This is a genomic window from Streptomyces sp. NPDC051567, from assembly GCF_044454165.1.
Lineage (GTDB): Bacteria > Actinomycetota > Actinomycetes > Streptomycetales > Streptomycetaceae > Streptomyces.
This window is the reverse complement of sequence record NZ_JBITDK010000014.1, coordinates 40144-59705: the sequence shown is the minus strand read 5'-3', so window position 1 is coordinate 59705 and position 19562 is coordinate 40144. Positions and strand designations below refer to the sequence as shown.

At 73.9% G+C, this 19562-nt stretch carries 13 protein-coding genes; 11 read left to right on the top strand and 2 right to left on the bottom strand.

What is annotated here, in order from left to right; genetic code table 11:
• Window positions 1-33 precede the first annotated feature (33 nt).
• Window positions 34-1368, bottom strand: coding sequence for a 4-aminobutyrate--2-oxoglutarate transaminase (gene gabT, locus ACIA5F_RS17520; RefSeq protein ID WP_399353804.1), 1335 nt, complete (start codon window positions 1366-1368; stop codon window positions 34-36).
• A gap of 281 nt (window positions 1369-1649) precedes the next feature.
• On the opposite strand from gabT, the gene ACIA5F_RS17515 reads away from it, so the two are divergent.
• The 11 genes from ACIA5F_RS17515 to ACIA5F_RS17465 all read left to right on the top strand — a co-directional run bounded on the left by ACIA5F_RS17515 (window position 1650) and on the right by ACIA5F_RS17465 (window position 18567).
• A complete protein-coding gene (locus tag ACIA5F_RS17515; protein WP_399353802.1) occupies window positions 1650-4028 on the top strand; it encodes an ATP/GTP-binding protein in 2379 nt (792 codons plus the stop codon).
• Between the two features lie 161 nt (window positions 4029-4189).
• Entirely contained in the window at window positions 4190-5770 is a 1581-nt protein-coding gene (locus tag ACIA5F_RS17510; protein WP_399353800.1) for a PucR family transcriptional regulator, read from the top strand.
• Window positions 5771-5949: 179 nt separating this feature from the next.
• Window positions 5950-7395 carry an aldehyde dehydrogenase family protein gene (locus ACIA5F_RS17505; protein ID WP_399353798.1) on the top strand — a complete coding sequence of 482 codons (1446 nt, stop codon included), beginning with the start codon at window positions 5950-5952 and terminating at the stop codon, window positions 7393-7395.
• Window positions 7396-7551: 156 nt separating this feature from the next.
• Window positions 7552-9501, top strand: coding sequence for an acyl-CoA dehydrogenase family protein (locus ACIA5F_RS17500; protein ID WP_399353796.1), 1950 nt, complete (start codon window positions 7552-7554; stop codon window positions 9499-9501).
• An 80-nt stretch (window positions 9502-9581) separates the two neighbouring features.
• The gene (locus ACIA5F_RS17495) at window positions 9582-10982 is read left to right on the top strand and encodes a hypothetical protein (RefSeq protein WP_399353795.1); all 1401 of its coding nucleotides are present in this window, start codon (window positions 9582-9584) and stop codon (window positions 10980-10982) included.
• A gap of 20 nt (window positions 10983-11002) precedes the next feature.
• Window positions 11003-12301, top strand: coding sequence for a 1-deoxy-D-xylulose-5-phosphate reductoisomerase (gene dxr, locus ACIA5F_RS17490; RefSeq protein ID WP_399353793.1), 1299 nt, complete (start codon window positions 11003-11005; stop codon window positions 12299-12301).
• On the top strand, window positions 12298-13599 hold the full coding sequence (locus ACIA5F_RS17485; protein WP_399353791.1) for a M50 family metallopeptidase: 1302 nt from the start codon (window positions 12298-12300) through the stop codon (window positions 13597-13599). The genes dxr and ACIA5F_RS17485 overlap by 4 nt, the downstream gene beginning before the upstream one ends.
• 245 nt (window positions 13600-13844) lie before the next feature.
• Entirely contained in the window at window positions 13845-15002 is a 1158-nt protein-coding gene (gene ispG / locus ACIA5F_RS17480) for a flavodoxin-dependent (E)-4-hydroxy-3-methylbut-2-enyl-diphosphate synthase (protein WP_399353789.1), read from the top strand.
• Window positions 15003-15264: 262 nt separating this feature from the next.
• Complete coding sequence (locus ACIA5F_RS17475; protein WP_399353968.1) at window positions 15265-16107, top strand: GNAT family N-acetyltransferase; 843 nt, start codon at window positions 15265-15267, stop codon at window positions 16105-16107.
• A gap of 107 nt (window positions 16108-16214) precedes the next feature.
• Window positions 16215-16787: a GNAT family N-acetyltransferase gene (locus ACIA5F_RS17470; RefSeq protein ID WP_399353787.1), complete on the top strand. Its 573-nt coding sequence runs from the start codon at window positions 16215-16217 to the stop codon at window positions 16785-16787.
• Window positions 16788-16869: 82 nt separating this feature from the next.
• On the top strand, window positions 16870-18567 hold the full coding sequence (locus ACIA5F_RS17465; RefSeq protein WP_399353785.1) for a proline--tRNA ligase: 1698 nt from the start codon (window positions 16870-16872) through the stop codon (window positions 18565-18567).
• Window positions 18568-18588: 21 nt separating this feature from the next.
• Here the strand turns inward: ACIA5F_RS17465 and ACIA5F_RS17460 are convergent, their stop codons facing one another.
• A complete protein-coding gene (locus ACIA5F_RS17460; protein WP_399353784.1) occupies window positions 18589-19491 on the bottom strand; it encodes a slipin family protein in 903 nt (300 codons plus the stop codon).
• Window positions 19492-19562 lie beyond the last annotated feature (71 nt).

Here is a 19562-nt window from a genome sequence, read left to right as displayed (position 1 = left end):
CGGTAGCGATCAGGCCGTATGTTCGGAATTCGCTCAGATGCCCGCGAACGCGGCCTCGATGATGTCCAGGCCCTCGTTCAGGAGGTCCTCGCCGATGACGAGCGGCGGGAGGAAACGGAGCACGTTGCCGTAGGTGCCACAGGTGAGGACGAGCAGACCCTCGGCGTGGCACGCCTTGGCGAGCGCGGAGGCCGCCTCGGGGAACGGGGTCTTCGAGACCGGGTCCTTCACCAGCTCGACGGCGATCATCGCACCGCGACCGCGGATGTCACCGATGATGTCGTACTTCTCCTGCATGACTGCCAGACGGGCCTTCATGACGGACTCGATCCTCTTCGCCGCGGCGTTGAGGTCCAGCTCCTTCATCGTCTCGATCGAACCGAGCGCGCCCGCGCAGGCCACCGGGTTGCCGCCGTACGTACCGCCCAGGCCGCCCGCGTGGGCGGCGTCCATGATCTCGGCGCGGCCGGTCACCGCGGCGAGCGGCAGGCCGCCCGCGATGCCCTTGGCGGTGGTGATCAGGTCCGGGACGATGCCCTCGTCCTCGCACGCGAACCACTGGCCGGTGCGGCAGAAGCCGGACTGGATCTCGTCGGCGACGAAGACGATGCCGTGGTCACCGGCGAACCGCGCGATCGCGGGCAGGAACCCCTTGGCCGGCTCGATGAAGCCGCCCTCGCCGAGGACCGGCTCGATGATGATCGCGGCGACGTTCTCGGCGCCGATCTGCTTGGTGATCTGGTCGATCGCCTGGGCGGCGGCCTCGGGGCCGCAGTTCTCGGCGCCGGTCGGCCAGCGGTAGCCGTAGGCCACCGGCACGCGGTACACCTCGGGGGCGAACGGCCCGAAGCCCTGCTTGTAGGGCATGTTCTTCGAGGTCAGCGCCATCGTCAGGTTGGTGCGGCCGTGGTAGCCGTGGTCGAAGACGACGACCGCCTGGCGCTTGGTGTACGAACGGGCGATCTTGACGGCGTTCTCGACGGCCTCGGCGCCGGAGTTGAACAGGGCCGACTTCTTGGCGTGGTCGCCCGGGGTCAGCTCGGCCAGGGCCTCGCAGACCTCGACGTAACCCTCGTACGGCGTGACCATGAAACAGGTGTGCGTGAAGTCGGCGAGCTGCGCGGCGGCGCGGCGGACCACGGCCTCGGCGGAGGCGCCGACCGAGGTCACGGCGATGCCGGAACCGAAGTCGATCAGACGGTTGCCGTCGACGTCCTCGATGATGCCGCCGCCCGCGCGGGCCGTGAAGACGGGGAGCACGGAGCCCACGCCACCGGCCACCGTCTCCAGGCGGCGGGCCTGCAACTCCCGCGACTTGGGGCCGGGGATCGCGGTGACGAGGCGACGCTCCTGCGGGACAGCGGTCATAGGGGGCTCCTGGGGGGTGTTTTCGGACGCACGTGTCTCTTTGTCCGCAGGCTAGGCCCGGGGGCGGGGGTACGGCATGCGCCGTTCGGGAGTGGTCCCCGCGTGTCCTTGTCCGCCACGGACATAGGCGCGGGGGAGCGGGGCGGGCGCGGGCGGCCCGGCGGCCGTCCCCCTCGATCGCCCCGGACCCGTGACACGGTGCGCCGCAACAGGCCCACGGCCGCCCCCGGACAACTACATTGAGCGGCGCAGCGCAGGCACGGTCAGGGGGCAGGGGTTTCATGGACACCGACGGCACGTACGAGAAGGACCCGGCCCGCACCGGCCACATCCCCCGCCCCTCCCCCCCACCACTCCCGCCTCCGGCCCTCCCCGCCCCCCCGCTCCCCCCGAAACCGTCCCACGCCCCGACAGCCGGCCCCTCCCTGGCGGAGTGGGTCCGCGCACCCCGGCCACAGGCGGAACCGGGCGTCTGGCGCTCCGGGTACGTGCCGCGGCGCGGCGAGCGCGCGGAGCCCGTCGAGGACCGGTCACTGCTCGGCGGAGCGGTGATCTCCTTCCTGGCCTGTGTGCTGGTCTGGTCCCTGCTGGCCAACCACTACATCCCCTACTTCGACCTGCCGCTCAAGCTCTTCACCCCCAGGGACTGGTGGGAGCTGGGGGGCGCCGCCGTCGACCACCGGGGCGAGGCCGCGCTCCAGGCGTACGAACTGGTGGTGACCGCACTGCTCGTCGTGTGGTTCAGCCGGCTGGGCTCCTGGGGCACGGCCTTCGAGCGCCTCGTCGCGGCCCGCGGCCCCGGCGCCCGCGCCGCCGGCGCGGCGGTCGGCGCCCTCTTCGTGACGACGCTCCTCTGGACCAAGACCCTGACCGCCGAGGACCTGGCCTTCGCCCACCTGCCGTACCCGGAACTGGGCAGGACGGGGGGTTTGGTGGTCAGCCTCCTCCTGTACGGGCTGATCTACGGGCCCGTCCTCGTCCTCTTCGCCCGGCTCGGCGGGTGGCGCGGACGCCGTGGCCCGTCCGCGCCGGAGCCGGTGACGCCCGCCGCCGTCCCGGTCGTGCGGGTGTCGGAGGCGGGGAGTCCCGGTGACCCCGTCGCGTGGCCCGAGGTGCGGGAGGCGGGGATGGGGGAGGTGGCCGAGCGGCTGGCCGGGGAGATCGGGGCCGGGCGGATGAACGACGTCGACTACGCGCGCATCCGGCGGGCCTGGGACTCCGTGCGCGCCGACCCCTCGCGGCTGCGGGCCTTCGCCGACACCGTGCGCGACAAGGGCGCCGCCGCCTGCCCGCACCCCTCCGGCGCGCGGGACCTGCCCGTCCGCTCCGCCCGCCACGACCTGCTGGCCCGCCAGGTGCTGCTGGGCACCGTCCAGGACGGCGCGCGCAACCCCTACGCCCGCCGCGGCACCGCCCTCGCCCTCGACCCCGCCGTCCTCGGGACCTCCCTGCTCGCCGTCGGCCCGTCCGGGACCGGCAAGACCGGCCGGCTGGTGCGGCCCGTCGTGGAATCGCTGGCGCTCCAGGCCCTGGCCGGACAGGCCGCCGTCGTCGCCGTGGGCCCGGCCGGCGCCGGGCTCGGACCGGACACCGCGTACGACGTCGTGGTCCGCGTCGGCGACCCCGGCTCCGCCCACGACCTCGACCTCTACGGCGGCACCACCGACCCCGACGAGGCGGCCACCTTGCTCGCCGAGGCGTTCGTGGGCGACATCCCGGGAACCGACGTACGCCGGGCCGCCACCGCCCTGGCCCAGCTCCTCGGGCCGTTCCGCGCCGTGCACGGCCGCTTCCCCGCCGTGCCCGAGCTGCGCGAGCTGCTCGACCGGGTACCGGCCGCCCTCGACGGACTGCGCCGCGCACTGGAACGGGCCGGGCACCGCACGATGCTGCGCGAGCTCGACGCCCGGACCCGGCAGTACGGGTCCCCCGCCGACCCCGGACCGGCCCTCGCCGACCGGGTCGCGCTGCTGGACCGCCCGGCCTTCGCCGGTTTCTTCGACACCACCGGGCAGGGCCGCCCCTTCTCGCTGCGCACGCTGGAGCACCCGATCCGCGTCCGCGTCGACCTGCCCGAGCGCGGCCACGCCGACGCCTCCCGCATGCTGGCCCGGCTGCTGCTCGCCCAGTTCAACGCCGCCGCCGCCGCCCGCACCGACCGCTCCCTCTTCGCCTTCCTCGCCTTCGACGACGCCTCGCACACCCTGACCCCGGGGACCGTGCGGGGCGTCCAGCGGCTGCGCTCGGCGCACGCGGGGGTGCTGCTGACCCTGCGCTCCCTGGACGAGGTACCGGAGGCGCTGCGGACGCCGCTGCTCGGGGCGGTCGGCTGCCGGATGGCCTTCTCCGGGGTCACCACCTGGGACGGCAAGCGTTTCGCCGAGGCGTGGGGCACCGAGTGGGTGGAGACGCGCGACGTCACCCACCGGACCGTCTTCGCCGACCAGCCGCTGACCCGGGCGATGCACTCCTTCCGCAAGCTGGTGACGGGGAAGGCGGTGACCACGGACGCGGTGACCGTGCGCCAGGTCGAACGGGAACGGTGGTCCGCCTCCGACCTGGCCCACGCCGTCCCGCCGGGACACGCGGTGCTGTCGCTCACCTCCGTCCGCGGGGAACGGGCGGCCCCGCTGCTGGTCCGGCTCGCGGGCACCGACTGAGAGGCAGCCGGAACCCGAGGGTCCGGGCGGTCCGGGCGGTCCGGCCGACGCCGGGCCCACCCGTACGGGATGGCAGAATCGGAAGGAGCCGTTCGTACGACACGGCGAAACCGCTCCCGCCGGGCCGTCCCCGCCCCCTCCGCTAAGGCCCCTGGTTCCCGATGCCGCTCACCCTCGCCGCACTCGTCCAGCACTCGGCGCTCAAGCTCGGCGTCAGGGCGGGGGAGAGCGGCCTCGGCGCCACCGTCCGCTGGGCCCACGTCAGTGAGCTCGCCGACCCCGTCCCCTACATGGAGGGCGGTGAGCTGCTGCTGACCACCGCGATGAAGCTGGACGCCCAGGACCCGCAGGAGATGCGCCGCTACGTCCGCCGCCTCGCCGCGGCCGGGGTCGTCGGCATCGGCTTCGCGATCGGCGTCAACTACGAGGAGATCCCGCAGCCGCTGGTCGACGCCGCGCGGGCCGAGGACCTGCCACTGCTGGAGGTCCCGCGCAGGACCCCGTTCCTCGCCATCAGCAAGGCCGTCTCGGCGGCGCTCGCGGCCGACCAGTACCGCGCCGTCACCGCCGGTTTCGCGGCGCAGCGGGAGCTGACCCGGGCCGCGCTCTCCGAGGCCGGCCCCGCCGAGCTGATCACCCGGCTGGCGGCCCTCGTGCACGGCTGGGCCGCGCTCTACGACACCTCCGGCGCGGTGGTCGCCGCCGCGCCCGACTGGGCCGCCCGCCGGGCCGCCCGGCTCACGCCCGACGTGGAGCGGCTGCGGGAGCGGCCCGCGCCCGCGAGCGCCGTCGTGGGCGGCTCCGAGGACCGGGTGGAGCTCCAGTCGCTGGGCACCGGCCGCCGGGCGCGCGGCGCGCTGGCCGTCGGCACCGCGGCCCCGCTGGGCACGGCCGAGCGGTACGCCGTCCACTCCGCGGTCGCCCTGCTCACCCTGACCACGGAACGCTCCCGCTCGCTGCGCGACGCGGAGTCCCGGCTGGGGGCGGCGGTGCTGCGGATGCTCCTGGCGGGCGCCGCGGACCAGGCCGGGGCCGTGGCCGGGGACCTGTACGGGACCCTGCTGGAGGCCCCGCTGCGACTGATCGTGGCCGAGCCCGCGGGACCGGGACCGGCGGGCCCGCAGGCGACGGCGGCGCTGGCCGACGCCGTGGAGTCGGCGGCGGCACGCACCGGCGAGGCCGTGCTGCTGGTGACGGAGGAGGGGCGGCTGACGGTACTGGCCGCCGCCGGGGGCGCGGCCGTGCGGGCGTGCCTGGAGCACGCCCGCGCGACGCAGGCGCGGCGGGGGCGGGACACGGCCGGGCCGGAGCCGGGCGAGCCGGTGGTGGGGGTGTCCGCGCCGGCCGCGGCGGCGGGCGCGGCGGTGGCCCTGGGCCAGGCCGAGCAGGCCCTCGCCGTGGCCAGGCGGCGCGGCCGGCCGCTGGTCGGGCACGAGGACATGGCGGCGGGCTCGGTCCTGCCGCTGCTGGCCGACGACGCGGTACGGGCCTTCGCGGACGCCACGCTGCACGCGCTGCGGGAGCACGACGCGACCGGGCGGGGCGATCTGGTGGCCTCGCTCCGGGCGTGGCTCTCCCGCCACGGCCAGTGGGACGCGGCGGCGGCGGACCTGGGCGTGCACCGGCACACCCTGCGGTACCGGATGCGGCGGGTCGAGGAGATCCTGGGGCGCTCCCTGGACGACCCCGACGTGCGGATGGAGCTCTGGCTCGCGCTCAAGGCGACCTCGGCGCCGGGCTGACGGCACCGGAAGCGGGACGGTCGCGCGCCCGACCACCCCCCCCGGCCGGGGGCGACACTGACAAAGCGGCGTGGGCGGGTGGGGCGGGTGCTCCACCGCGGACAACCGCCGAATCCGCGGCCGAGTCCTACGGTGGAGGGGACAACGCCCACCGCACCCACCGAAGGGCCGGGATTCGCATGACTTCCCCCCACGCCTTCTGGCTCGCCGGCCGTCAGGCCACCGGCGAGGACAGCTTCGACGTCCACTCCCCGTGGGACGGCCGCCTCGTCGCCGCCGTGAGCGTTCCCACCGACGCGCAGGTCGAAGAGGCCGTGGCCGCGGCGCACGCGGTGACGGCGGAGTTCTCCGCGACGCCCGCCCACGTACGGGCCGCCGCCCTGGACCACGTGTCCAAGCGGCTCGCCGAGCGCACCGAGGAGATCGCCCAGCTGATCTCCGCCGAGAACGGCAAGCCGGTCAAGTGGGCCCGCGGCGAGGTCGGCCGCGCGGTGTCCGTGTTCCGGTTCGCCGCCGAGGAGGCCCGCCGCTTCAACGGCGGCGAGGCCCAGCGCCTGGACACCGACCCGGGCGGTGTCGGCCGTTTCGCCCTGACCCGCCGGTTCGTCAAGGGCCCGGTCCTCGGCATCGCGCCGTTCAACTTCCCGCTGAACCTGTGCGCCCACAAGGTGGCCCCGGCCATCGCCGTCGGCGCGCCGATCATCCTCAAGCCGGCCCCGGCCACCCCGCTCTCCGGCCTGATCCTCGGCGAGCTGCTCGCCGAGACCGACCTCCCGGCCGGTTCCTGGTCGGTGCTGCCGGTCACGAACGCCGCGATGCCCGCCCTGGTCAAGGACGAGCGGCTGCCCGTCATCTCCTTCACCGGCTCCGACACCGTCGGCTACGCCATCCAGCAGTCGGTGCCCCACAAGCACTGCACCCTGGAGCTCGGCGGCAACGCCGCGGCCGTCGTCCTCGCCGACTGGTCCTCCGAGGCCGACCTCGACTGGGCCGCGACCCGGATCGCGACCTTCTCGAACTACCAGGCCGGCCAGTCCTGCATCTCCGTGCAGCGCGTGATCGCCGACGCCTCCGTCTACGACCGCCTCGTCGAGAAGGTCGTCGCCCAGGTCCGGGCCCAGGTCACCGGTGACCCGAACGACTCCGCCACCGACGTCGGCCCGCTCGTCTCCGAGGCCGCCGCCCGGCGCGTCGAGTCCTGGGTGGACGAGGCCGTGGCCGCCGGGGCCGAGCTGCTCACCGGCGGCACCCGCGAGGGCGCCTCGTACGAGCCCACCGTCCTCGCGGAACTCCCGGCCGGTGTCACGCTCGCCGTCGAGGAGGTCTTCGGGCCGGTGCTCACCCTGCACCGGGTCGACGGGACCGACGAGGCGTTCGCCGCCGTCAACGATTCGAAGTTCGGCCTCCAGGCCGGTGTCTTCACCCGGGACATCCAGACGGCCTTCCGCGCCCACCGGGAACTGGAGGTCGGCGGTGTGATCATCGGCGACGCGCCGTCCTACCGCGCCGACCAGATGCCGTACGGCGGCGTCAAGCAGTCCGGTGTCGGCCGCGAGGGCGTCCGCTACGCGATGGACGACTACACGTACGAGCGCGTCCTGGTCCTGACCGGCCTCGACATCTGATCCCGTACGGCCGAAGAGCCGACGGCCGGAGCCCACTGTGCGGGGGCTCCGGCCGTTTTCCTTTTCCCGCGGGCCCGGAGCGGGTACGCATCCCAGGTGGTAACCGACTGGTCATCCGGAACATCGTCCGACTCCGGCGGCGAGGTGAGCCCGCTCATGTCCGCAACACAGCCCGGTGGCACGCAGCCCAAGGTGACCGAACGCGAGGCCCGGCAGGTCGCGGAGGCGGCCCGGGAACAGGACTGGCGAAAACCCAGTTTCGCCAAGGAACTCTTCCTGGGCCGCTTCCGGCTCGACCTGATCCATCCCCACCCGCTCCCCGACGCCGAGGACGTCCGGCGCGGCGAGGCGTTCCTGGCCCGGCTGCGGGAGTTCTGCGCCCACGGCATCGACGGCGCCCGCATCGAGCGCGAGGCGAAGATCCCCGACGAGACCGTGCGCGGCCTGAAAGAGCTCGGCGCGCTCGGGATGAAGATCGCCACCGAGTACGGGGGCCTCGGCCTCACCCAGGTCTACTACAACAAGGCGCTCGCCCTCGTCGGCTCCGTCAGCCCGGCCGTCGGGGCCCTGCTCTCCGCCCACCAGTCGATCGGGGTGCCGCAGCCGCTGAAGATGTTCGGCACACCCGAACAGAAGGCCGCCTACCTGCCGCGCTGCGCCACCACCGCGATCAGCGCCTTCCTCCTCACCGAACCCGACGTGGGCTCCGACCCGGCGCGCCTGGCCACCACGGCCGTCCCGGACGGGGAGGACGCCTACCTCCTCGACGGGGTGAAGCTCTGGACCACCAACGGGGTCGTCGCGGACCTGCTCGTGGTCATGGCCCGCGTGCCCCGCCGCGAGGGCCACCGGGGCGGGATCACCGCCTTCGTCGTCGAGGCCGACTCACCGGGCATCACCGTCGAGCACCGCAACGCCTTCATGGGCCTGCGCGGCCTGGAGAACGGCGTCACCCGCTTCCACCGGGTCACGGTCCCCGCCGCGAACCGCATCGGCGCCGAGGGCGCCGGGCTCCGCATCGCGCTGACCACGCTCAACACCGGGCGGCTCTCCCTGCCCGCCATGTGCGTGGGCGCCGGGAAATGGTGTCTGAAGATCGCCCGGGAGTGGTCCGGGGTCCGTGAGCAGTGGGGCCGCCCGGTCGCCCTCCACGAGGCCGTCGGCGCCAAGATCTCCTTCATCGCCGCCACCACCTTCGCCCTCGAAGCGGTTGTCGACCTCTCCTCCCAGATGGCCGACGAGGACCGCAACGACATCCGGATCGAGGCGGCCCTCGCCAAGCTCTACGGCTCCGAGATGGCCTGGCTGATGGCCGACGAACTGGTCCAGATCCGCGGCGGACGCGGCTTCGAGACCGCCGAGTCGCTGGCCGCCCGCGGCGAGCGCGCCGTCCCCGCCGAGCAGATGCTCCGCGACCTGCGCATCAACCGGATCTTCGAGGGTTCGACGGAGATCATGCACCTGCTGATCGCCCGCGAGGCCGTCGACGCCCACCTGTCGGTGGCGGGCGACCTCATCGACCCGGAGAAGGAACTCGGCGACAAGGCGCGGGCGGGCGCCCGCGCGGCCGGGTTCTACGCCCGCTGGCTGCCCCGGCTGGCCGCCGGACCCGGCCAGGTCCCCGGCACCTACCGCGAGTTCCACCCCGCCGGCCACCCCGACCTCGCCACCCACCTGCGGTACGTCGAGCGCGGCTCCCGCCGCCTGGCCCGCGCCACCTTCCTGGCCATGGCCCGCTGGCAGGGCCGGATGGAGACGAAACAGGGCTTCCTCGGCCGGATCGTCGACATCGGCGCCGAACTCTTCGCGATGAGCGCCGCCTGCGTCCGCGCCGAACACCTGCGCGCCTCGGGCGCGCACGGCCGCGAGGCGTACCAGCTCGCCGACGCCTTCTGCCGGCAGTCCCGGCTGCGCGTGGAGGAACTCTTCGGCCGGCTCTGGTCCAACACCGACGACCTCGACCGCACCGTCGTCGCGGGCGTCCTGTCCGGCACCTACACCTGGCTGGAGGAGGGCATCCTCGACCCCTCGGACGACGGCCCCTGGATCGCGGACGCCACCCCCGGCCCCTCCCACCGGGAAAACGTCCACCGCCCCCTGCGCTGACCTGCCATCATCGGCGGAGCCCGGACTGTTGTACGACATACGGGCACCAGACACGGGCAGCAGTACGAGTACGTACGCGCATGAGCACGAGGCGGACGAGGGCGATGGCGACGGCCGAGGAGGACCGCGACAGCCGACTGCTGGCCTGGTGCGTGGCACACCTGATGCGCCACGCACCCGACCCCGTCGTCACCGCCCTGACCGGCCGGCTCGACGCGCCCGCCCGCGCCTACCTCTGCCGGGACCAGTGGCTGCCCGCCGCCGCCGTCACCCTGCTGCTGCGCCACGGCACCGCCACGGACCGCACCCTCCTCGCCCGCAACCCCCGCGTCCTGGGACGGCCCCTGCCGGGCCTGCCCGGCCCCGCCCGGTACGCCGCCCGCCGGACCCCGCCCGCCCTGCTGCCGGTGCTCCGCGCCGAGCTGGGCCGGGACCCCGGCGAAGGGCCCCTCACCACCGGGGAACTGGTCACCCTGCTCCGCCGCCACGGCGCCCGCCGGCCCCGGGTCCCGCTCGACGTCCTGACCCTCCCGCACGACCTGGACGAGGAGGCCCTGCGGAGCGCGCACGCCCGGCAGCCGCTGCCGCCCGGCGCCCGCGAGGCCCTGCTGCTCGCCGCGGAGCTGACCCCCGCCACCCGCGCCGCCCTCCTCACCACCGGCCGCGCGGACGGGGACGGAGACGCGGACGCGGACGGGCCCGCCTGGTACCGGCCCGCCGTCCGCGCCGTCCGGGCGGGCCTGGCCACCCCCGGGGAGCTGGTCGCCCACCTCGCCCCCGCCCACCGCACCCTGCGCCTCGCCCGCCTCGACGGGGTCCGCCACGGGCTGCGCTGGACCCTGCCCGAACAGGCCGAGACGCGCACGGCCGTCTCCCGCGCCCTGCGCCCGCTGGGGGACGACCCGAGGCTCTGGGCCGAACTGCTCCGCCACGCGGGCACCTTCCCCGGGACCCTGCCCGACCTGGTGGCCCGCCTGACCGGCCGCGCCCTGCCCGGCTCCACCCCGGCCGGTCCCGGCCTGCCCGAGCCGCCCGCCGGAGCGCCCCCGGCCGCCCTCGCGGAGATCCTGGACGGGCTGGCCCCCTTCGCCGCCCGGCCGCCGGACGGCGTCGAACGCGAACTCGCCCTGGCCAGCCTCGCCGTCCCCATGGAGAGCGCCGAGGAGGACATCCGCTGGGTGCGCGACTGCCTGGACCGGTCCCTGCTCACCGGGGCGGACGTGATCCGGCACAAGGTGCCCGCCTGCTGGGCCCTGGACGAGGACCAGTGGCTCGGCGAGAGCGGCCACCCCGACCGGCACGACCGGCCCGGCGCCGTGCTGGCGGCCCGCGCCGAGGCCGACCGGCTCCTCACCGCGGCCCTGGGCGAGGACCCGCGGGCCTGGTGGCGGGCGGCCCGCGCGCTGCCCGGCTTCGCCGGAACCCTGCCGGAACTCCTCGCCGGTGCCGTTCACGGGGACTGGGTGCCCGACCGCCCCTGAGTTGCGGCAACAATGGGACCATGAGCGACCGCCCAGCCCCCCTCGCCGACCCGCACGTCCTCTTCGACCCCGCGGCCGGCCGCCGGGACATCGTCATCCTCGGCTCCACCGGCTCCATCGGCACCCAGGCCATCGACCTCGCCCTGCGCCACCCGGACCGGTTCCGCGTCACCGCGCTGTCCGCCGCCGGCGGACGCGTCGGGCTCCTGGCCGAGCAGGCCCGGCTGCTGCGGGTCAAGGCCGTGGCCGTCGCCCGCGAGGAGGCCGTACCCGCCCTCAAGAAGGCGCTGAGCGACCAGTACGGCACCGAGCCGATGCCGGAGATCCTGGCCGGGCCCGGGGCGGCGACCGAACTCGCCGCCTCCCCGTGCCACACCGTCCTCAACGGCATCACCGGCTCCATCGGCCTCGCGCCCACCCTCGCGGCGCTCCGCGCGGGCCGGACCCTGGCCCTCGCCAACAAGGAGTCGCTGATCGTCGGCGGCCCCCTGGTCAAGGCCCTCGCCCGGCCCGGCCAGATCATCCCGGTCGACTCCGAGCACGCCGCCCTCTTCCAGGCGCTCGCCGCCGGCACCCGCGCCGACGTCCGCAAGCTCGTGGTCACCGCCTCCGGCGGCCCCTTCCGCGGCCGGACCCGCGCCGAACTGGCCGACGTCACCGTCGAGGACGCGCTCGCCCACCCCACCTGGGCCATGGGCCCGGTGATCACCGTCAACTCCGCGACCCTGGTCAACAAGGGACTGGAGGTCATCGAGGCGCACCTGCTCTACGACATCCCCTTCGACCGCATCGAGGTCGTGGTCCACCCGCAGTCCTACGTCCACTCGATGGTGGAGTTCACGGACGGCTCCACGCTCGCCCAGGCCACCCCGCCCGACATGCGCGGCCCCATCGCGGTCGGTCTCGGCTGGCCCCGGCGGATTCCCGACGCGGCCCCCGCCTTCGACTGGACCAAGGCCTCGGCCTGGGAGTTCTTCCCGCTGGACACGGAAGCGTTCCCCTCGGTGGGCCTGGCCCGGCACGTGGGCGCCCTGGGCGGCACGGCCCCCGCCGTCTTCAACGCGGCGAACGAGGAGTGCGTGGAGGCGTTCCTGGCCGGGCGGCTGCCGTTCACAGCAATCATGGATACCGTCTCTGCCGTGGTCGACGAGCGCTTCGGCTCCACGGTCCCCCCCGCCGGCGCGGACCCGGCGGAGCGGAACGGGAACCCGGCGACGGGAACGCCCCTCACCGTCCACGACGTCCTTGAAGCGGAGACCTGGGCAAGGGCCCGGGCACGGGAAATGGCGGCTCGGGCCGCCGTGGAGGCGCGCGCATGACAGCACTCATGACGGTGATCGGGATGCTGATCTTCGTCTTCGGCCTGCTCGTCTCCATCGCCTGGCACGAGCTGGGCCATCTCTCCACGGCCAAGCTCTTCGGCATCCGGGTGCCGCAGTACATGGTCGGCTTCGGCCCGACCCTCTGGTCGCGGCACAAGGGCGAGACCGAGTACGGGATCAAGGCCATTCCGATGGGCGGCTACATCCGCATGATCGGGATGTTCCCGCCCGGCGAGGACGGCAAGGTCACCGCCCGCTCGACCTCGCCGTTCCGCTCGATGATCGAGGACGCCCGCTCGGCCGCGTACGAGGAGCTCCAGCCGGGTGACGAGACCCGGCTCTTCTACACGCGCAAGCCGTGGAAGCGCGTGATCGTCATGTTCGCGGGCCCCTTCATGAACCTGGTACTGGCCCTCGCGATCTTCTTCGGGGTCTGGATGACCTTCGGGATCAGCCAGACCACCACCCAGGTCGCGACGGTCTCGCCCTGCGTCATCCAGCAGAGCGAGAACCGCGAGGTCTGCAAGCCCGGCGACCCCGTGGCCCCGGCCAAGGCCGCGGGGCTGCTCCCGGACGACCGGATCGTCGCCTTCGACGGACGCGAGGTCACCGACTGGGCCGTCCTCCAGCAGCAGATCCGCGAGACCGTCGGCCCCGCCACCGTCACCGTCGTCCGCGACGGCGCGCGGCTCTCCCTCCCGGTCGACCTGATCGAGAACAAGGTCGCCCGGACCGACGGCCAGGGCGGCTACGTCAAGGGCGAGTACGTGACGGCGGGCTGGCTCGGCTTCAGCCCCAGGAACGAGATCGCCCCCCTCTCCTTCGCCCGGTCCGTGGACCACATGGGCGAGGTCGTCGACAGCAGCGTGCAGGGACTGGTCAAGCTCCCGGCCAAGATCCCGGCGCTGTGGAACGCGGCCTTCGGCGGTGCCGAGCGCGAGCCCGACTCCCCGATGGGCATCGTCGGAGCCGCCCGGATCAGCGGCGAGATCGCCACCCTGGACATCCCGGCCGAGCAGCGGCTCGTCTTCTTCCTCCAGCTCGTCGGCTTCTTCAACCTCTCGCTGTTCCTCTTCAACATGCTGCCGCTGCTGCCCCTGGACGGCGGGCACATCGCGGGCGCCCTGTGGGAGTCGGTCCGCCGCAACCTGGCCCGGGTCTTCCGCCGCCCCGACCCCGGCCCGTTCGACGTGGCGAAGCTGATGCCCGCCGCCTACGTGGTCGCCGGGGTCTTCGTCTGCTTCACCCTGCTCGTCCTCGTCGCCGACGTGGTGAACCCGATCACGATCACGTAGCCGCGCCCCGTGCGTCCGCGCGTCGGTGCGTCCACGTGCCGGGACCGGCCGGAACACCCCGGCCGGCCCGGCACCGACCGCCTGTACACGACAACTCTGAGAGCCGGGCACACATCGTGCCCGGCTCCCTACGTTCGGGTGGTGCGGCCCCGCGGATGCACGGGGCACCCGGGGATTGGCGTAATCTCGAAGGCTGGAGCCCGCCGATCTCGGGCCTTGATCCACACCTTGGGGTTGCACAGCAGATGACTGCCATCTCTCTCGGAATGCCGGCCGTGCCGACGAAGCTTGCCGACCGCAGGGTCAGCCGCAAGATCCAGGTCGGCTCCGTGGCCGTGGGCGGCGACGCGCCCGTCTCGGTGCAGTCGATGACCACCACCCGGACCTCCGACATCGGCGCCACGCTCCAGCAGATCGCCGAGCTCACCGCCTCCGGCTGCAACATCGTCCGCGTCGCCTGCCCCACCCAGGACGACGCCGACGCGCTCGCGGTCATCGCGAAGAAGTCGCAGATCCCGGTCATCGCCGACATCCACTTCCAGCCCAAGTACGTGTTCGCCGCCATCGACGCCGGCTGCGCCGCCGTCCGCGTGAACCCGGGCAACATCAAGCAGTTCGACGACAAGGTCAAGGAGATCGCGCGCGCCGCCAAGGACGCGGGCACCCCCATCCGGATCGGCGTGAACGCGGGCTCGCTCGACGCCCGGCTGCTGAAGAAGTACGGCAAGGCCACCCCCGAGGCGCTGGTCGAATCCGCGCTCTGGGAGGCGTCCCTCTTCGAGGAGCACGGCTTCAGCGACATCAAGATCTCGGTCAAGCACAACGACCCCGTCGTCATGGTCAACGCCTACCGCCAGCTCGCCGCCGCCTGCGACTACCCGCTGCACCTCGGCGTCACCGAAGCGGGCCCCGCCTTCCAGGGCACCATCAAGTCCGCCGTCGCCTTCGGCGCGCTGCTCGCCGAGGGCATCGGCGACACCATCCGCGTGTCGCTGTCCGCCCCGCCGGTCGAGGAGATCAAGGTCGGCATCCAGATCCTGGAATCGCTCAACCTCAAGCCGCGCCGCCTGGAAATCGTCTCCTGCCCCTCCTGCGGCCGGGCCCAGGTCGACGTCTACAAGCTGGCCGAAGAGGTCACCGCCGGCCTGGAGGGCATGGAGGTCCCGCTGCGCGTCGCGGTCATGGGCTGTGTCGTCAACGGCCCCGGCGAGGCCCGCGAGGCCGACCTCGGCGTCGCCTCCGGCAACGGCAAGGGCCAGATCTTCGTGAAGGGCGAGGTCATCAAGACCGTCCCCGAATCGAAGATCGTGGAGACCCTCATCGAAGAGGCGATGAAGATCGCCGAACAGATGGAGAAGGACGGCATCCCGTCCGGCGAGCCCACGGTCGCCATCGGCGTCTAGACCGTCTCTTCCGGGGCGCCCGCAGGCTGACCCGCAGGGCCGTCAGGCGTGCCCCTCCGGTTCACCCGCCCGGAGGGTCGGGGCCGAGGAACGGGGGGGACCTCAGGCCGGGCGGTACGGACTCCGCACACAGGGACCCGGCCCCGTTCCCGCAGCTCGCGGGCGGGGTCGGGGCCTTTTCGTGACTCCGGGGACGAGGCATCCCCGAGCGCCGCCGGGTACAGTGCGGAGATCAGCGGACTTGCATGGTGAGGCCCCAGTGTTGACGCAGACCACCACCCGGGTCCTTGAGCCCAGTGATCTCGACGCCGCGCTCGAAATCCTCGGACGCGAGCCGGTCACGAACGCCTTCGTCACCTCCAGGGTCCAGGTCGCCGGACTCGACCCCTGGCGCCTGGGCGGCGAGATGTGGGGCTGGTACACGGACGGCGAGCTCCGCTCCCTCTGCTACGCGGGCGCCAACCTGGTCCCCGTCTGCGCCGGACCCGACGCCGTACGCTCCTTCGCCGAACGGGCCCGCCGCACCGGCCGCCGCTGCTCCTCCATCGTCGGCCCCGCCGAGGCCACCCGGCTGCTGTGGCAGCTGCTGGAACCGGCCTGGGGACCGGCCCGCGACGTCCGCTCCCACCAGCCGCTCATGACCATCGACCGGCCGTCCACCACGGTCGCCGCCGACCCGGGGGTCCGCCGCGTCCGCAAGGACGAGATGGACCTGATCATGCCCGCCTGCGTGGCCATGTTCACCGAGGAGGTCGGCATCTCGCCGATGGCCGGTGACGGCGGACTCCTCTACCAGGCCCGGGTCGCCGAACTCGTCGGCACCGGCCGCTCCTTCGCCCGCGTCGAGAACGGCAGGGTCGTCTTCAAGGCCGAGATCGGCGCCGCCACCGCCCGCGCCTGCCAGATCCAGGGCGTCTGGGTGGCCCCCGAGTTCCGCGGCCGGGGGTACTCGGAGACCGGGATGGCCGCCGTCGTCGCCCACGCCCTGCGCGATGTGGCCCCCGTGGTCAGCCTCTACGTCAACGACTTCAACACCGCCGCGCGGGCGTCCTACCGGCGGGTCGGCTTCCGCGAGGTCGGCACCTTCATGAGCGTGCTCTTCTGACCACGCGCCCGGGACGGTCCGCACCGCTTGGGCCGTCGCCGTACCGCCTCGCGCGCGGGCGCGTCATGTCGTACCGGCGCGCCACGGCCGGGAAGTAAGGTCACCGCATGCTGCCTACCCCCGGGGACGACGACCCCGACCGGCCCGCAGGACTCCGCATCGCCCCCCTCGACCTCGCCGCCCACGTGGACGAGGCCCTGCGCGTGCAGGCGGTCGCCTTCGGGCTCAGCCGGGAGGAGGTCGCCATCCGGCGGTACATCGTCCGGCGCCACATGACCTGCCGCGGGGCCCGCGCGCTCGGGGCGTTCACCGAGGACGGGGCGCTCGCCGGGTTCGTGTACGGGATGCCGAACGACCGGACGCACTGGTGGTCCACGGTCGTCGAACCGTACCTGCGCCCCGGCGGCCACGAGGGCTGGCTCGACGGCTCCTTCGTCATCACCGAACTCCACGTCCACCCCGGCTTCCAGGGCCACGGCGTCGGCCGCGCCCTGATCACCCGGGTCACCGACACCGCCGCCGAGCCGCGGTCGATCCTCTCCGCCATCGACACCGACAGCCCGGCCCGCGGCCTCTACCACGCCCTCGGGTACACGGACCTCGCCCGCCAGGTCCACTTCCCGAGCGCGAGCCTCCCGTACGCCGTCATGGGCGCCCCGCTGCCGCTGCCCCGGCCCTGAGACCGCCCCTGGAACCGCCCCGGACCCCGTGCGCGGGATAATTCCCCGTCGGCGCCCGCCCGGCCCCCGGTAGCCTCCCGGCATGTCCACACAACACGTGCAGCGCATGTCCCGACTCATGGCCAGGACCCTTCGCGAGGACCCGGCCGACGCGGAGACCCTCAGCCACCGGCTCCTGGTCCGGGCCGGTTACGTCCGGCGCAGCTCGGCCGGGGTGTGGAGCTGGCTGCCGCTCGGCAAGCGGGTCCTGGACAACGTCTCCCGCGTCGTCCGCGAGGAGATGGACGCGATCGGGGCCCAGGAGGTGCTCCTCCCGGCGCTGCTGCCGAGGGAGCCGTACGAGGTCAGCGGGCGCTGGACGGAATACGGCGACCTGCTGTTCCGGCTCAAGGACCGCAAGGGCGCGGACTACCTGCTCGGCCCCACGCACGAGGAGATCTTCACCCTGGTCGTCAAGGACCAGTGCACCTCGTACAAGGACCTGCCGGTCATGCTCTACCAGATCCAGACCAAGTACCGCGACGAGGCCCGCCCGCGCTCGGGGGTGCTGCGGGGGCGCGAGTTCCAGATGAAGGACTCGTACTCCTTCGACGTGTCGGACGAGGGCCTGGCCCAGTCGTACGCCCTGCACCGCGCCGCCTACCGGCGGATCTTCGAGCGCCTCGGCCTGGACCACCGGATCGTCTCGGCGGTGTCGGGTGCCATGGGCGGATCGGCGTCCGAGGAGTTCCTGGCCCCGGCGCGGGCGGGGGAGGACACCTTCGTGGACTGCCCCTCCTGCGACTACGCGGCCAACACCGAGGCCGTGACCTTCACACCGGCCCCGGCCACCGGTGACCACCCCGCGCCGGAGGAGGTGGACACCCCCGGGACACCGACGATCGAGACCCTGGCCGCGCACCTGGGCGTCCCGGCCTCCGCGACGCTGAAGAACCTCCTGGTCAAGGTCGACGGCGAGATCACGGCCGTCGGCGTGCCCGGGGACCGCGAGGTGGACCTGGGCAAGCTGGGCGAACACCTGGCCCCGGCCGTGGTGGAACTGATGACGGCCGAGGACTTCGCGGACCGCCCCGACCTGGTACGCGGCTACGTGGGCCCGCAGGGCCTGGAGAAGGTCCGCTACCTGGCCGATCCCCGGGTGGCGCCCGGCACCTCCTGGGTCACCGGGGCCAACCGGGCGGACACCCACGCCCGGAACGTGGTCTGCGGCCGGGACTTCGAGGTGGACCGGTACCTGGACGTGGTCGTGGTCGAGCCGGGCGACCCCTGCCCCTCCTGCGGTACCGGCCTGCGACTCGGCCGGGCCATCGAGATCGGCCACATCTTCCAGCTCGGCCGCAAGTACGCGGACGCCTTCGGCCTCGACGTCCTGGGCAAGGAGGGCAAGCCGGTCCGGGTCACCATGGGCTCCTACGGCATCGGCGTCTCGCGCGCGGTGGCGGCCCTGGCCGAACAGACGGCCGACGAGCGCGGCCTGTGCTGGCCCGCGGAAGTGGCCCCGGCCGACGTCCACGTGGTGGCGGCGGGCAAGGCGGTGCCGCTCGCGCTGGCGGAGACGGCCGCGACCGCCCTGGCCGGGGCGGGCCTGCGGGTCCTGCTGGACGACCGGCCGGGGCTGTCACCGGGGGTCAAGCTCACGGACGCGGAACTGATCGGCGTCCCGTGGATCCTGGTGGCGGGCCGCCGTTCGGCCGACGAGGTGGTCGAGCTCCAGAACCGCGCCACGGGCGCCCGCGAGGAACTCCCGCTGGGCGAGGCCCTCGCCCGGCTGACGGCCTGACCGGCCCGCGCGTCCGGCCGGCTACCGCTGTCCGGGCGGCGGGCCGGCCGGGCCGGGGTCCGGCCCGGGAAGCGGCTGCGGCGGCGGTTCCTGGTCCAGGGCCCGGACGGCCTCCGGTTCCGGTGCGGGAGGTGCGGGAGGCACGGGCGCCGGTCCGGCCGGGGCCGGGGTGGAGCGCTCCAGGAAGCGCAGGAGCTCCACCGGGAAGGGCAGGACCAGGGTGGAGTTCTTCTCGGCGGCGACCGCCACCACCGTCTGCAACAGCCGGAGCTGGAGCGCCGCGGGCTGCTCCGACATGACCGCCGCCGCCTCGGCCAGCTTCTTCGACGCCTGGAGCTCCGCGTCCGCGTTGATCACCCGGGCCCGCCGCTCCCGGTCCGCCTCCGCCTGCCGGGCCATCGACCGCTTCATCGTCTCCGGCAGCGACACGTCCTTGATCTCCACCCGGTCGATCTGCACGCCCCACCCCACCGCCGGACTGTCGATCATCAGCTCCAGGCCCTGGTTGAGCTGCTCCCGGTTGGAGAGCAGGTCGTCCAGGTCGGACTTGCCGATGATCGACCGCAGCGAGGTCTGCGCCATCTGGGAGACCGCGAAGCGGTAGTCCTCCACCTCGATGACCGCGCTGGCCGCGTCCACCACCTTGAAGTACACCACCGCGTCCACCCGGACCGTGACGTTGTCCCGGGTGATGCCCTCCTGGGCGGGCACGGGCATCGTCACGATCTGCATGTTCACCTTGTGCAGCCGGTCCACGACCGGCACGACCAGCGTGAACCCCGGCCCGCGGACGCCCGCGCGCAGCCGCCCGAAACGCAGCACCACGCCCCGCTCGTACTGCTTCACCACGCGGGCGGCGGCGCCCAGGCAGACCACGGCCGCCGCGCTCGCGGCGATGCCCGCTGCCAGCAGTTCTCCGACCATGACGGCCCCCTGCCAGACATATCCCTGTCATCAACGATATGCCCGGCGCGCCGCCCCACCACCGGGAACCC